Below are 14,176 nucleotides of genomic sequence, written 5' to 3'. Positions count from 1 at the left end.
GCGACCGGGGCGGGTGCAGATGGGGCAAGGAACTCCTACTTGCGGTTGTAGAGCCGCATCGTCACCGGCCCGAACACCGCCACGAGCAGCACCACCCAGCCCAGCGCCCACGCGAGCGACGAACCCGGCGCCGCGCCCGCCATCAGCTCGCGGACCGCCGACGCGAGATGCGTGATGGGGTTGTTGTTGACGAAGGCCTGCAGCCAGCCCGGCATCGTCTCGGGCTTCACGAAGATGTCGCTCAGGAACGTCAGCGGGAAGATCACCATCATGCTGACCCCCATCACCGACTTCTCGGTGCGCAGCAGCAGACCGAACATCGTCCACACCCAGGAGAAGGCGAAGGAGAAGACGAGCAGGAGCAGTACGCCGCCCACCACGCCGAGTACGCCGCCGTCGGGGCGGAAGCCCAGGATGATGCCGACGGTCAGCATGACCACGGACGCGATCGCGTAGCGCAGGGCGTCGCCCAGGAGGTAGCCGACCATCACCGACGGGCGCCAGATCGGCAGCGTACGGAAGCGGTCGAAGACGCCCTTCTCGATGTCGGTGTTGACCGAGACGCCCGTGTACATCGTGATCATGACGACGGACATCACGAGGATGCCGGGCAGCAGGTACTGGATGTACTCGCGCGGCGATCCGGCGAGCGCACCCCCGAAGAGGTACGTGTACATCAGCACCATCATGATCGGGAACGCCGTCACGTCGAAGAGCTGCTCCGGCACGTGCTTGATCTTGAGCATGGCCCGCCAGCCGAACGTCAGGGACGCGGAGATCGCACTGGGGCGCGGCGGCCGGTCACCGGCGACGAGCAGTTCGGCGAGGGACTCGGTCCTTACGGGCGCCAGGTCCTGGGCCTCGGATGTGGTGGTCGCGGTGCTCATGCCTTCGCCTCTTCCTTCGCCTCTTCCTTCGTCTCTTCCTTCGCCGTGCCCGATGCGTGTGAGTGCTGGGGAGCGCCGGTCAGGGCGAGGAAGACCTCGTCCAGGCTGGGCTGGCCCAGGGAGAAGTTGTCGACGGTGATCCCGGCGCGGGCGAGCTCCGCCAGGGCCCGGGACGCCTTCTCGGCGGCGCCCACGCCGTCACGCTCGCCGTCGCGTTCGCCGTCCCGCTCGCCATCGCCGACGCGTGCGGTGAGGGCGACCGGATCGGGCTCGAGCTGGACCTCCGCGTCGAGCGCGAGCCGCAGCAGCGACGCGGCGTCGGCCCGCTGCCCCGGGTCCCGGAGCCGCACGTGCACCGAGCCCGCGCCGACCGACGACTTCAGCTCGCCCTTGGTGCCCTCGGCGATGACCTTGCCGTCGTCGATGACGGCGATGCGGGACGCGAGGTGGTCGGCCTCGTCCAGGTACTGCGTGGTCAGCAGGACCGTCGTGCCGTGGGCGACGACCGCGCGGACGATGTCCCACACCTGGTTGCGGCTGCGCGGGTCGAGGCCTGTCGTCGGTTCGTCGAGAAAGAGCAGGTCAGGGGTGTTGAGGATGGACGCGGCGATGTCGATGCGGCGGCGCATGCCGCCGGAGTAGTTCTTCACCTGGCGGGCAGCTGCGTCGCTAAGACCGAAGGCTTCCAGAAGCTGTCCGGCCCGTCCGTACGCCGCCTTCTTGCCGTGTCCGGTGAGGCGGGCGAGGAGCACCAGATTCTCGGTGCCCGTCAGGTCCTCGTCGACCGAGGCGTACTGACCGGTGAGACTGACCTTGCTGCGTACGGCGTCGGCCTCGCGCACGACGTCGTGGCCGAAGACGTGGGCGTCGCCGCCGTCCGGGCGCAGCAGGGTGGCGAGCATCTTCACGGTCGTGGTCTTGCCCGCGCCGTTCGGCCCGAGCAGGCCGTAGACCGTACCGGCCGGGATGGTGAGGTCCACGCCGTCGACGGCGCGGTTGTCGCCGAAGGTCTTCACCAGGCCCGCGGTCTCGATGGCCACGCTGTTCATGTCGTACGCCCTCTCCACGTCAGTGGTTCGTCACGAAGGCAGACCGCCCCTGAGGCACAAACTCATCGTCCGGTGGAGCGTTCGCCCGAACGGGTGTTTGCTGGAAGGTGAGAAAAGAGGGACAGGGGGACAGGGGGAACGAGGAGGTCGATCATGCGGACCACTCCGGCCCTGAGAACCACTCCGGCCGCCCTGGGAACTCTCGCCGCCGCACTCATGACCGCGGGTGCGCTCTCCCTCGGAGGTGCCTCGTCGGCATCCGCCTCGGCGCCACCCGCGCACAACGACCACGAGGTGGTCTGGGGGACGATCGTCGCCCCCGTCGACCTGAAGATCCGGGACATGCCGTCCACCAGCGCCACGATCGTCGCGAGACTGCCTGCGGAGAGCCAGGACCGCGTCGAGTGCGAGACGCAGGGCACGAGCGTCTGGGGCGAGACGTCCTGGTACTGGCTCGGCGGGGTGCAGGGCTGGGCCAGCGCCGCGTACGTCGATATCGGCGGCCAGCATGTGCCCAGCTGCGGGTCCGCGGGTCCCTGCAAGGAGTACAAGCCGTGCTGGGACACGTGCCAGGGCGGCTACAACCGTTACCACTGAATCCGCCGAGTCGGAGGAATCGTCATGGCTCATGTGGCACCCACCTCATCAGTACCCCACGTGCTCGGCGGCTCCGCCGTCACAAGGATCGCGACGGCCGCCGTGCTCCTGGGCCTCGTCTACGGCGTCTGGGCGGCGGGAATGGCGCGCGACGCGGGGCCCATCACCACCGGCAACGTTCTCCTCGGCGTCGTCGCCGGAGTCGTCGTCGCCGCGGTCTTCATGGGCCTGCGCAGGATCGCGCCGGGTCTGCCGCGCGAGCTGCGCGCGGCGGCCTGGGCGGGCTTCGCCGGAATCGCGTTCGGCTACCTGTACAGCCTGAGCGACGCGACCGTCCTGCGGTCCACGGTCATGGCGCTCGCGGTGGCGGCCGGGGTCTTCGCGGTGTGAGTGAGTGAGGGCTCAGGGCCGCTCCCAGAACCCCTGAACACCACTGTGCCCGTCAGCGCCGAGCGCGCTGACGGGCACAGTGAGGGGCAGGCAGGTAGGGCAGGTTCAGCGGGTCAAGCGGGGGAGGCCCGGACTCAGCCGACCTTCTCCGCTCTGTCCAGCTGCTTCATCGCCTTGGCGAGACCGTTGGCCCACAACTGGTTGACCTGGGCCTTCTCGTTCGCGTCCGGCTGCGAGTTGGTGCACGAGGTGCCGGGACCGCCGCCGGACATCAGCTCACTGCACGGGCCTTCGTAGTGGTCCGGAAGGCCGAGGACGTGCCCCGTCTCGTGCGCCGTCACGCGCGTCGAGTCGTACTGCTGGTTCTGGGCGTAGTCCAGGAAGACGTACCCGTTGCCGTGGCCGTCCGTGCTCGCGTACGAGCCGCGCGAGTCGTTGCCCTCGCGGTACTCGAAGCTCGCACCGCTGCTCCCCGCCTGGAGCTTCACGTTGGACACCGCGCTGTTCCAGATGGAGGTGCTGCTGGCTATCTGCTGCGCGAAGGTCGGGGCACCGGAGGCGTCGTACACCACCGTGACCTGCTTCGTGCCGGGGTTGGCGGCACGCTTCTCGGCGACCGACTTCACGACGGCCTCGAAGAACGCCTTGTTGGCCGCGGCTTCCTCGCCGGAGCCCGCGTACTTGGCGTACGAGGCGGTGGTGGACGGCGCGGTGGGGGTCGCGGCCGTCGCGGTCGTCGAACCGAGACCTGCGGCGGCAAGGCCGAGGACGGCGACGGCGGACAGGTAACGCTTGTTCATGTGGGGGGCTCCCTACTCGTTCTGTGAAAGGTGAACGGTTCGGTAACGGGAGTGTCAGGTAGCCGTGGGCGTCTGCGGATGATGGCAAGTGGCGATAGCGCCGAGCTATCACCCGCCTTCCGGCCCACTTCCCGGGCGCTTCCCCCTGTGCCCAAATCAGCCGGTTCCCATGGGGTTTGTGAGTCTGGTGCGGCGCCGCCCACCGCTCTACGCTCACAGCCATGGAGCTCGAGGTGAGGCACCTCCGCGCGCTGTGCGCCATCGCCGATACCGGCAGCCTGCACAAGGCTGCACGTCAACTCGGCATGAGCCAACCCTCGTTGACGACTCAGCTGCGCCGCATCGAGCAGGAGATCGGCGGCCAGCTCTTCGCCCGCGAGCGCACCGGCTGCCGCCCGACCCCGCTCGGCCGCGTCGCCCTCAGCCGCGCCCGCCCCCTCGTCAGCGAGATGCGGGCCCTTGTCAGCGAGACCAAGGCCGCCGCCGCCCGCGCCTCCGAGGGCCCGCAGCTACGCATCGGCTCCACGGCGAACGTCGCCATACCGGGCTGGCTGCGCCGCCTCCGCGTACGCCTGCCCGCCACCGAGACCTCGCTCCAGATGGACGTCTCCGCGAACGCGCTGCTGCGGATGGTCGCGGGCGGCCAGCTCGACGTGGCCTTCGTGCACGAGGTGGAGGGGAGTCCGCTGCGGCTTCCGGAAGGGCTGCGGCGGCGCGTACTTGTCGAGCGGGAGCCGCAGTTCGTCTTCCTCTCCGCCGATCACCCGGCGGCGGCACAGCCCGTCGTCCACCTCACCGACCTCGCCGCCGACCGCTGGATGGTGGACCCGACGGTGGACGGCGAGTGGGACGGGCTGCTCCGGGTCCTTCGCGAGGCCGGTCTCAACCCCCGTGTCCTGCACGGCGATTACCTCACCGCGTCCTCCCTCGTCGCCACCGGCGAGGTCGTCACGGTCTGCCAGCCGACCTCGCGCGCGAGACCCGACATGGTGGTCCGGCCGTTGCACGGCGACCCGCTCGGCGTACGACTGCTCGTGACCGCCCGTACGGAGAAGGAGCTCGACGCGGTGTACGGGGAACTGGAGGCCGCGTACTGGGAGGCGGCACGCCAGGCGCCCGCGTACGGGGAGTGGCTCGCGGGGCAGGCGGCAGCGGCGTGATCCCGGCGCCCGAACCGGGTGACCCAGCCAGGTGACCCAGCCGAGCGACCTAGCCGGGTGACCTAGGTCCCTGCCAACTGATGGCCTTCGTCCACACCACCCCTGACCTGCACTTTCACCACCTTCACAGTTCCGCGTGACCGTGTGCGGCCGGTTGTTACGTTCCCTACGGATGACGCACACACGGCGCCCGTAGCTTCATGCCTGTCGCCGCCGCAAAGAGGCATAAAGACGGACAGTTCGACCGACCAGTCATAAGGGATTCGCTATGCGCGCCACCCGCCGTACCTTCCGCACCGCCGCCGTCGCCACCGGAGCGATCGCCGCCCTCGCCGTCCCGACGACAGCGGCCTTCGCCGCCGACACCCCGCCGAACCCGCAGGGCCAGATCACCCCGGACGACGGAACAGGCGCCACGGACCAGGACCAGACGGGTCAAGACCAGACGGGTCAGGACCAGGACAAGCCCGTCCCCGGCGGCTGGGTCTCCAAGGGCACGACCGACCTCGGCAAGGGCTGGACCGCGAAGATCGACGTGAACGCCTCCACCCGCAGCGCCAAGGCCGAGATCAGCCACGACGACTCCGTCAAGGGCTCCCTGAAGGCGTACATCAACCCGTCTAAGACCAAGATCGACGGCAGCACCTTCACGCTCTCCGCCGACGGCACCATCACCCGGACGGGCGCCAAGCCGCAGCCCGACGGCAAGCGAGCCTACGTCCGCACCGCCAAGCTGGCCGACGGCTCCACAGCCAAGATCTACAAGCTCGGCCAGAACCACTACCAGGCCGACATCTACGCCAAGGGCGTCAAGCTCGACACCCTCGACGCCAACGGCAAGTCCGCGACCGGCCAGAACAACGGTCTGCACGTGGTCCTCAACCCCGACGGCACCATCAAGTCCTGGGTCGACGGCAAGACCGGCTCCGGTTCCACGGTCGTCCCCAAGGGCGGCGTCAAGGCCGGTGCCGAAGGCGTGCACCCGGCAGGCGAGAGCACCCCACTGATTGCGGCGGGCGGCGGCATGGCGGCGCTCGGGGCGGCGGGTCTCGGGTTCGCGCTGTACCGCCGCAAGCAGGACAACTGAGCTAGCGGGAGCGGCGGTACGGCGGCGGGGCACCCCCTGGGGAGAGGGTGCCCCGCCGCCGTACGCGTACCGCTACCGCTACCGCGCTACCGCTCAGACGCCGATGTCGCTGCCGTCCTTGCGCCAGACGGAGACGACCGAAGGACGGACGATCTTGCCCGCCCCGTCGGGCCACGCGCTCGCGGGCTTCTCGACGGACGCGCCGTCGACCTCGCCCGGGTGCTGCACGGAGACGAGTACGCGGCGGTCCTGGACCAGCGGGCCGCAGGTCTCCGCGCCGGTCGGCATGGTCAGGAACTGCTTGAGCTCACCGCGCCGGTCACCCTTGGTCGCGACACCGAACAGGCCGTCGTGCGAACCCAGTTGGTTGCCGTCCGTCGAGATCCACAGGTTGCCGTGCGGGTCGAAGGCGACGTTGTCCGGGCAGGAGATCGGGCTGACCTTGTCCTTGGGGAAGCCCGCGAAATACGTGGCCGGGTCCTCGGGGTCGCCAGCGACGAGGAAGAGCGACCAGGCGAAGGTGGTCGACTCAGGGCGGCCCCGCCGCTCGGTCAGTTCGAGAATCTGCCCGTGCTTGTTGAGGTTGCGCGGGTTGGCCTCGTCCGCAGCGGCCTTGCCCGCCTTGCCGCGGTCGGAGTTGTTCGTGAGCGCGACGTAGACCTTGCCGGTGTGCGGGGACGGCTCGATGTCCTCGGGGCGGTCCATCTTCGTGGCGCCGACCTTGTCACCGGCCTGGCGCGTGAAGACGTACACCTCTTCGGCGGTCATGCCGTCGACGTGCGAGACGGCGTGGCCCTTGGGGCCTGCGGTGGCGATCGGGATCCAGACGCCGCTGCCGTCGAACTCACCGTCGGCGGGCAGCTTGCCCGTGCCGTCGATGTCGCCCGCCGGGGAGTCGCCGGTCAGCTTGGCGACGTACAGGGTGCCTTCGTCGAGAAGGGTGAGGTTGTGCGCGTGCGCGGCCCGCGACTTCCCCTTGGCGACGCGCTTGCTGCTGACGAACTTGTAGAAGTAGTCGAACTTCTCGTCGTCGCCCATGTAGACCACGGGGCGGCCGTCGTGCGTGAGACGCGGCTGCGCGGCCTCGTGCTTGAAGCGGCCGAGCGCGGTGCGCTTGCGCGGGGTCGATTCGGGGTCGTACGGGTCGAGTTCGACGACCCAGCCGAAGCGGTTGGCCTCGTTGGGCTCCTTGGCGAGGTCGAAGCGGTCGTCGAACCGCTCCCACTTGCGCTCGGAGGCGGCACCTATGACGCCGTAGCGCTTGAGGCGGGTTGCGGCGGCCGGGTCGGTGACCTTCTCCGCGTTGGCGAAGTACTGGTTGAAGTTCTCCTCGCCGTGGAGGGTCGTGCCCCACGGGGTGGTGCCGCCGGCGCAGTTGTTGAGGGTGCCGAGGACGGTGGTGCCGCGCGGGTCGGCCTTGGTACGGACGTACTCGCTGCCCGCGGCGGGACCGGTGAGCCGGAACTCGCTGGTGACGGTGAGGCGGCGGTTGAGCTGGTGGCGGCTGACGGCGCTCAGCTTGCCGCTCCTGCGCTCTTCCTCGACGACCACGACGGAGAGGCCGTGGGCGGCCCAGGCGATCTCGACCTGCTCGCGGGTGGGCTTCGCGGCGTCGTACCCCTTGAACATCAAGATTTCGTCGGTGTACTCGTGATTGGCCACGAGGACCTGACGCCCGCGCTCGCTGTGCAGCGGCAGCAGGGAGAGGAAGTCGTTGTTGTACCCGAACTGTCCGGCCTGCGCCTTCGCGGTCTGCTTGTCCGGATCGAAGGCGGGGGCGCCGCGGAGGATGGGCTCGCCCCAGCGGATGACGACGTTCTGGGCGTAGCCGTCCGGGATCGTGACGGAGTCGGCGGTGTTGGGCGCGACGGGCGTGAAACGGAGACCGCGCGCCCCTTTTTTGCTTTTGTGCGACGCCGGTTTCTGGGGTGCGGACGCGGCGGCGGCTGCCGCTTCCGGGGCGGCGGGGCCCGCGATGACGGCGCTGCCCGCGGCGGTGGCCACGGTCACGACCGCGGCGGCCCGCATCATCGAGCGGCGGCTGAGCGCACCGGCTATGACGTCGCCGACGTACTCGTTGTCGCTGGTGTTGGGCACCTCGTGGAAGCAGGCGTCACCACAACGGAACCGGCAGGTCATGGCGGAACGGCCGCCGCTCCCCTGGTGCGAGGTGATGATCGGCAGCAGTTTGCGCACGGTTCCTCCGTTGTGTGGTCGTATCTCTCGGCGTGGCTTGATTCCGCCGTGACGCTAGGCGCGGAGGTCGGCAGGGCGACGGCCTGAGAGTGAACGGGAGGTGAACCGGGAGCGCACATAGGGCAGTTGAGCTGCGGGGGACGTGCGCGTGCGCGGCAAGGGTGACGGTTGGGCGACCCTCACCAAGATCGCCTATCGCGGCGGCTAACCTTACGTGTCCGCCCTGGCCAGGGGTTATCGGGAATCAACTCACGCGAAGGGGTGCACCCATGGGCATTCTGAGTGTCCTGCGGAATGCGTTCGGACGGTCGTCACGCAAGGGGGACCAGGCTCCGGAGCCTGAGGCAGTGTCCTCGGAGGCTCCGGAGACCTCGGAGGCCCCGGAGACGGCCCCCGCCTCCGCATCCGCATCCGCTTCCGCATCCGCGACGGTGCCGGCGCCCTCGTCCGAGCGGGTGCCTCCGGCGGCTGAGCCGAAGGCGACGGTTCCGGGACCGTCGTCCGAGCCTTCGCCTTCGGCGGTCGACGATCTCGTCGCGGCGGCGTTCGACCGCGAGCGGGTGACGGTCCCGTCCCCGTCACCGGAACCGACGCCGGAGCCTGCGACTGAGGCCGAGGCGGTCGCCCCGAAGCCCGAGCCGGTTCCTTCCGACGCCGCTGACTCAGAGCCGTCAGTTGTGCCCGCCCGTCCCGCCGAGCGGGACAATCGCCCACAACAGGAAACCCCCGCAGAACCTGAGCCGACAGCAGCCGCCGAAGCTGAGGCCGAGGCCCCTGCCGCCACTCCCGAGCCCGAGCCGGAAGAGGCACCCGCCCCCGTAACCGCGCCGGAAGAGGCCACTGCCACCGCCGCTGTCGCCTCGCCCGAAGCGGGCGCGGAAGATGACGCCGCCGCCGCCGCTGCTGTGGGCAATCGTCCCGCTGGGCGAGTGGGGTCTCCCCTGCTCGAGCGAAGCCGAGAGCTTGGGGAAGGGTGGGCACAGCCCTCTACGCCGGGTGCGGATGAAGAGGCGGAAGTAGCAGTGCCCTCGGCGGAGCCGGAAACGCCGGTCGCCAAGGCAGAGGCGGAAGCCACAGCCGCCCAGGCGGAGCCGGAAGCTTCCGTCGCCCCGACAGAGGCAGAGGCAGTAGTCACCGCACCCCCCGCAGAGCCGCAAGCCCCCGTCGCCCCGGCAGAGGCAGAGGCAGTAGTCACCGCACCCCCGGCAGAGGCAGAGGCAGAAGCAGAAGCAGAAGCCCCCGCACCCCCGGCGGAGCCGCAAGCCCCCGCAGCCGCAGAGGCTGAAGGCGTCCCCGCCAGCAGCCCCGCCAGCAGCCCCGCCCTCTCAGCAGCCAAGCTGAAGACCCAGGCCCCGGGCCTGGCCACCGCCTACAAGGCGGCAGGCGCAGCTCTCCAGGAGCGGGACCTCACCGGGGTCCGCGCCCCCGTGTACCTCGTACTGGACCGCTCAGGATCCATGCGCTCGTACTACAAGGACGGCTCCGCCCAGAGCCTGGGCGAGCAGGTCCTCGCCCTGGCGGCGCACACGGACCCCGAGGCAACCGGCCCCTCCGGCCCCTCCGTCCACGTCGTCTTCTTCTCGACGGAGATCGACGGCACCGGCACCCTCACGCTCCCCGAGCACGAGGGCCGTATCGACGAGCTGCACGCGGCAGCGGGCCGCATGGGCCGCACCAGCTACCACGCAGCGATCGAAGAGGTCGTGGCCCACTACGAGAAGTCGGACCACAAGGGCAGCCCCGCCCTCGTCGTCTTCCAGACGGACGGCCCCCCGGACGCGAAGGGCCCCGCCAACCAGGCCCTCACGGACGCGGCCAAGCACCCCCTCTTCTTCCAGTTCGTCGCATTCGGCGAGCACGAGGCGAAGGGCTTCGACTACCTCCGCAAGCTGAAGGCGGAGAACGCGGCCTTCTTCCACGCGGGCCCGACCCCCCGCGAGCTCACGGACGCCGAGCTCTACGAGGGCCTGCTCGCGACCTGGCGCCCGTAACCCCCACGGGGTGGACCCCAGGGGGTGGACCTCCTGGGGTCCACCCCCTGGAATCGAGGTGAATCGCCCCCTCCATGGCCGTTAGGATTTCGACCATGGCGGCCACTGGATCCGAGAAGCAGGGGACGAGCGAAGGCGCAAAGGCGTTCTACGTATCGACCCCCATTTACTACGTCAACGACGCTCCTCACCTGGGCCACGCCTACACGACCGTTGCAGGGGACGTGCTCACGCGCTGGCACCGTCAGCGCGGCGAGAAGGTGTGGTACCTCACCGGCACGGACGAGCACGGTCAGAAGATCATGCGCACTGCCGAAGCGAACAACGTCACGCCACAGGAGTGGTGCGACAAGCTCGTGGATGAGGCCTGGCGGCCTCTCTGGGAGCACCTGAACATCGCGAACGACGACTTCATCCGTACGACGGAGAAGCGCCACACGGACCGCGTGCAGGAGTTCGTCCAGGATCTCCACGACAAGGGCGAGATCTACAAGGGCGGCTACGAAGGCCCGTACTGCGTGGGCTGCGAGGAGTACAAACTCCCCGGCGACCTGATCGACGGCGAGGCCGGGGGCGAGTTCGAGGGCCAGAAGCTCTGCCCCATCCACAAGAAGCCGGTGGAGCTCCTCAAGGAGGAGAACTACTTCTTCAAGCTGAGCGAGTACGGCCCCAAGCTCCTCGAGCACTACGCGGCCCACCCCGAGTTCATCCAGCCGGAGTCGGCCCGCAACGAGGTCGTGAACTTCGTCAAGCAGGGCCTTCAGGACCTCTCCATCTCGCGCTCGACGTTCGACTGGGGCGTCAAGGTCCCGTGGGACGACAAGCACGTCATCTACGTCTGGGTCGACGCGCTCCTCAACTACGCCACGGCCGTCGGCTATGGAGCGGACGAGGAGAAGTTCAAGACAACTTTCCCCGCCGACGTCCACCTGGTCGGCAAGGACATCCTCCGCTTCCACGCGGTCATCTGGCCCGCGATGCTGATGGCGCAGGGCCTCCCGCTGCCCGGCCGTATCGCGGCGAACGGCTGGCTGATGGTCGGCGGCGAGAAGATGTCGAAGTCGAACCTGACGGGCATCAAGCCGCAGGACCTCACCTCGCACTTCGGCGTGGACGCGTACCGCTGGTACTTCCTGCGTGCCATCTCGTTCGGCCAGGACGGCTCGTTCTCCTGGGAGGACTTCTCCGCCCGCTACACGAGCGAGCTGGCGAACGACTACGGAAACCTCGCATCGCGCGTGGCGGCCATGGTCGGCAAGTACTTCGGCGGCGCGCTTCCCGAGGCGACGTCGCCCGGTGCCGCCGAGCAGGCGGTCCAGGAGGGTCTCGCCAAGGCGGTCGCCACGGCCGACCTGAAGATCGGCGAGGAGCTGGACTTCCAGGCCGGCATCCTGGCGGTCTTCGCCTTCGTCAAGCAGGTCAACGGCTACATCACGGAGCAGGAGCCGTGGAAGGTGGCCAAGGACGAGTCCCCTGAGGGCAAGGCCCGCCTGGCGACGATCCTCTACACGGCGGCGGATTCGCTGCGCGCGGTGGCCGTCCTGCTGAACTCGATCATGCCGGAGACCTCGCAGAAGCTGTGGGACTCGCTCGGCGCGGAGGCCTCGCTCGGCGCGCTCGCCGAGCAGAAGGTCCAGGACGCGGGTACGTGGGGGCAGCTGCCGGTGGGGGCGACGGTGACGAAGGGTGCGGTGCTGTTCCCGCGCCTCGAGGAGCCGAAGCAGTCGTAAGCGGTAGTAAGCAGTCGTAAACGGCAGCAATCGGCCGACTCCGACGACCTTAAGTTGCACTGAACTACGCTGAAGGGGCTCGCGATTCACCTCGCGGGCCCCTTCTTCTTGCCCAACTTGGCTGATTCATGCGGGTCAAATAGCGATACCGATCACATTCGACCAGAACTCACGCCGTCTTCACATCTTCATACGTACGCTTCACTCTATGACCACGACTCCCGACACCCCGGCCCGGCCGCGCTCAGCGGCCGAGGTGAACGAGGAGATACGCGCGCTCTGGCTGAGTACGGGCGGGTATCTGCGCCCCGAGCAACACCTTGAGTACGAGAAGCTCGTGGCGGAGTGGGCCGAGGCGACGTCAGCCGCGGCAACACACTCCTCGGCTGCGTGACCTACACCGCACACCCGACCGCAGCAGCTTCATCCGGCAGCCTCACCCTCGTACGACCCCACGAGCCGCGCCAACTGACGCCCCACCGCCCGTAGCGGCTCCTCGCTGCGGGTGACCTGGGCGGTGACCTCGGCCCCCTCAAGGGCGCTGATCACCGTGGTCGCCAACTCCCGCGCGTCCCCGGCGGCAAAGCCGGACCCGAGCAGCTTCTCCTCGACGAGCCGCTCCCAACTCCCCAGCGCGGCAGCACAGACCCGCTGGATCTCGGACCCGTCCACGCCCAACGTCTCCAGGGCCGCGGCGGTGACGGGACACCCGTCGACCCATCCGGACTCCCGCAGCCCCACGGCGAGTTCCGCGACACAGGCCTGGATCGCGGCGCCCGGGTCGTCGGCGGCAGCGAGTCCGTCCCTCAGCACCTCGGCGAACTCCTCACCGCTGTAGGTGATCGCGGCCACGGCGACGGCCTCCTTCCCACCAGGGAAGAAGTGGTAGACGGACCCGAGCGTGGCCTCCGCTTCCTTCGCGATCTGCTTGATGCCGGTACCGACATACCCCTGCCGCTGCAGCAGCCGTGCGGCGGCGATGACGATGCGGTCGCGGGTTCCGACGGCGTTGGTCTGAGCCATGCGGCGAGCATACCCCGCCACTAATTAGAGCGTTCGCTCCAGAGGCGTGCTACGTTCTCCTCACTCTCTAGATAGAGCGCTCGTTCTAGACATCTGAGCCAGTCTGCCCCAGGAGGACTCACATGAACGCCACCCCTCTCACCCTCATCGGCCTGGGCCCCATGGGCCACGCGATGGCGACGACGCTGCTCGACAAGGGCCACCAGGTCACCCTCTGGAACCGCACCGCGTCCCGCGCGGACGACCTGGTGGAGCGGGGCGCGATACTCGCCGCCACCCCCGAGGAGGCGGTCGCCGCCAACGAGCTGGTGATCCTGAGCCTCACGGACTACGACGCGGTGTACGCGGCCCTCGAACCGGCAGCGGCCGCGCTGCCCGGCCGGGCCATCGTCAACCTCAGCTCGGACACCCCGAACAAGGCCCGCGAGGCGGCGACCTGGGCCGCAGGCCACGGCGCCGCCCACCTGACCGGCGGCGTGCTCGTCCCGCCGAGCGGCATCGGGAAGCCGGAGTCCTCGACCTTCTACAGCGGCCCGCGCGAGGCGTACGACAAGCACCGCGCGACCCTTGAGGTACTGACGGGCGAGACGGACTACCGGGGCGAGGACGCGGGCCTGGCGGCGCTGATGTACCAGCTCAACATGGTCATCTTCTGGACGAGCGTCTCCAGCTACTGGTACGCGGTCGCCCTCGCGAAGGCCAACGGCCTGTCGGCGACGGACATCCTCCCGTACGCCTCCCTGAACATGACCGGGATGCCGGAGTTCCTGTCCTTCTACTCGTCACGCATCGACGCGGGCAACCACGAGGGCGACGTGGACCGCCTCGCCATGGGCCTGGCCAGCATGGAACACGTGGTGGACACCCACACCGACGCGGGCGTGGACGCGGCGCTGCCGTCGGCGGTGGCGGACCTGTTCCGGCGCGGGATGGAGGCGGGACACGGGGCGGACAGCTTCTCCAGCATCGTGGGGCTGCTGGGCGTGACATCCCAAGACAACAGATGACACCGCGATGCGGACTTTCCCCGCTCCGACTACCTCACTGTCGAACACACGGAAATCTATGTTGGCTGGAGTAGACATTGGCCAGTGGTGTGGTTACTGTTTCTCTTGTAGCCGAGATCGAGCAGGGCCCGGCAGGGACGAACTGCCGGGCAGCAGTACCCGCAAGTGCAGTACGTAGGACGGTGCGGTGGTGGAGTTCCGAAGCCAGGGCTGTTGCAGGACGGCGACGGGACTGACGACCGGACCGGGTGGCCCGCAG

At 69.1% G+C, this 14,176-nt stretch carries 13 protein-coding genes; 8 read left to right on the top strand and 5 right to left on the bottom strand.

Translation table 11 applies throughout. The features are described 5' to 3' along the window. Window positions 1-35: 35 nt before the first annotated feature. Together ACWFRJ_RS28745 and ACWFRJ_RS28740 are read right to left on the bottom strand one after the other, a co-directional pair. A complete protein-coding gene (locus ACWFRJ_RS28745) occupies window positions 36-887 on the bottom strand; it encodes an ABC transporter permease (RefSeq protein WP_453536993.1) in 852 nt (283 codons plus the stop codon). Beyond that, the gene (locus tag ACWFRJ_RS28740) at window positions 884-1,936 is read right to left on the bottom strand and encodes an ATP-binding cassette domain-containing protein (RefSeq protein ID WP_453536990.1); all 1,053 of its coding nucleotides are present in this window, start codon (window positions 1,934-1,936) and stop codon (window positions 884-886) included. The genes ACWFRJ_RS28745 and ACWFRJ_RS28740 overlap by 4 nt, the downstream gene beginning before the upstream one ends. A 153-nt stretch (window positions 1,937-2,089) precedes the next feature. On the opposite strand from ACWFRJ_RS28740, the gene ACWFRJ_RS28735 reads away from it, so the two are divergent. Together ACWFRJ_RS28735 and ACWFRJ_RS28730 are read left to right on the top strand one after the other, a co-directional pair. Further along, on the top strand, window positions 2,090-2,533 hold the full coding sequence (locus tag ACWFRJ_RS28735; protein ID WP_453536987.1) for an SH3 domain-containing protein: 444 nt from the start codon (window positions 2,090-2,092) through the stop codon (window positions 2,531-2,533). Window positions 2,534-2,557: 24 nt separating this feature from the next. Then, entirely contained in the window at window positions 2,558-2,923 is a 366-nt protein-coding gene (locus ACWFRJ_RS28730; protein WP_453536984.1) for a hypothetical protein, read from the top strand. A 134-nt stretch (window positions 2,924-3,057) separates the two neighbouring features. Here the strand turns inward: ACWFRJ_RS28730 and snpA are convergent, their stop codons facing one another. Continuing rightward, window positions 3,058-3,723, bottom strand: coding sequence for a snapalysin (gene snpA, locus ACWFRJ_RS28725; RefSeq protein WP_453536981.1), 666 nt, complete (start codon window positions 3,721-3,723; stop codon window positions 3,058-3,060). 221 nt (window positions 3,724-3,944) lie between these two features. Here snpA and ACWFRJ_RS28720 point away from each other — a divergent pair, with 221 nt between their 5' ends. Further along, window positions 3,945-4,883, top strand: a complete 939-nt coding sequence (locus tag ACWFRJ_RS28720) for a LysR family transcriptional regulator (RefSeq protein WP_453536978.1) — start codon at window positions 3,945-3,947, stop codon at window positions 4,881-4,883. A 268-nt stretch (window positions 4,884-5,151) separates the two neighbouring features. Next, window positions 5,152-5,970 (top strand): hypothetical protein, encoded by an 819-nt coding sequence (locus tag ACWFRJ_RS28715; RefSeq protein WP_453536975.1) that lies wholly within the window; start codon window positions 5,152-5,154, stop codon window positions 5,968-5,970. 93 nt (window positions 5,971-6,063) lie between these two features. Here ACWFRJ_RS28715 and ACWFRJ_RS28710 read toward each other — a convergent pair whose 3' ends face one another. After that, entirely contained in the window at window positions 6,064-8,166 is a 2,103-nt protein-coding gene (locus ACWFRJ_RS28710; RefSeq protein WP_453536970.1) for a PhoX family protein, read from the bottom strand. Window positions 8,167-9,188: 1,022 nt separating this feature from the next. On the opposite strand from ACWFRJ_RS28710, the gene ACWFRJ_RS28705 reads away from it, so the two are divergent. The 3 genes from ACWFRJ_RS28705 (at window position 9,189) to ACWFRJ_RS28695 (ending at window position 12,281) form a co-directional block, all read left to right on the top strand. Further along, window positions 9,189-10,157: a VWA domain-containing protein gene (locus tag ACWFRJ_RS28705; protein WP_453536967.1), complete on the top strand. Its 969-nt coding sequence runs from the start codon at window positions 9,189-9,191 to the stop codon at window positions 10,155-10,157. Between the two features lie 95 nt (window positions 10,158-10,252). Then, on the top strand, window positions 10,253-11,887 hold the full coding sequence (gene metG, locus ACWFRJ_RS28700; RefSeq protein WP_453536964.1) for a methionine--tRNA ligase: 1,635 nt from the start codon (window positions 10,253-10,255) through the stop codon (window positions 11,885-11,887). A 208-nt stretch (window positions 11,888-12,095) separates the two neighbouring features. After that, window positions 12,096-12,281 (top strand): hypothetical protein, encoded by a 186-nt coding sequence (locus ACWFRJ_RS28695; protein WP_453536961.1) that lies wholly within the window; start codon window positions 12,096-12,098, stop codon window positions 12,279-12,281. Window positions 12,282-12,310: 29 nt separating this feature from the next. Here ACWFRJ_RS28695 and ACWFRJ_RS28690 read toward each other — a convergent pair whose 3' ends face one another. Then, complete coding sequence (locus ACWFRJ_RS28690; protein WP_453536958.1) at window positions 12,311-12,910, bottom strand: TetR/AcrR family transcriptional regulator; 600 nt, start codon at window positions 12,908-12,910, stop codon at window positions 12,311-12,313. A 122-nt stretch (window positions 12,911-13,032) separates the two neighbouring features. Between ACWFRJ_RS28690 and ACWFRJ_RS28685 the strand changes: the two genes are divergently transcribed. Next, complete coding sequence (locus tag ACWFRJ_RS28685; protein ID WP_453536955.1) at window positions 13,033-13,917, top strand: NAD(P)-dependent oxidoreductase; 885 nt, start codon at window positions 13,033-13,035, stop codon at window positions 13,915-13,917. Window positions 13,918-14,176 lie beyond the last annotated feature (259 nt).

The organism is Streptomyces sp. NPDC055239 (genome assembly GCF_053606205.1).
The sequence above is the reverse complement of the archived record's forward strand: the minus strand, read 5'-3'. Positions and strand labels throughout refer to the sequence as shown.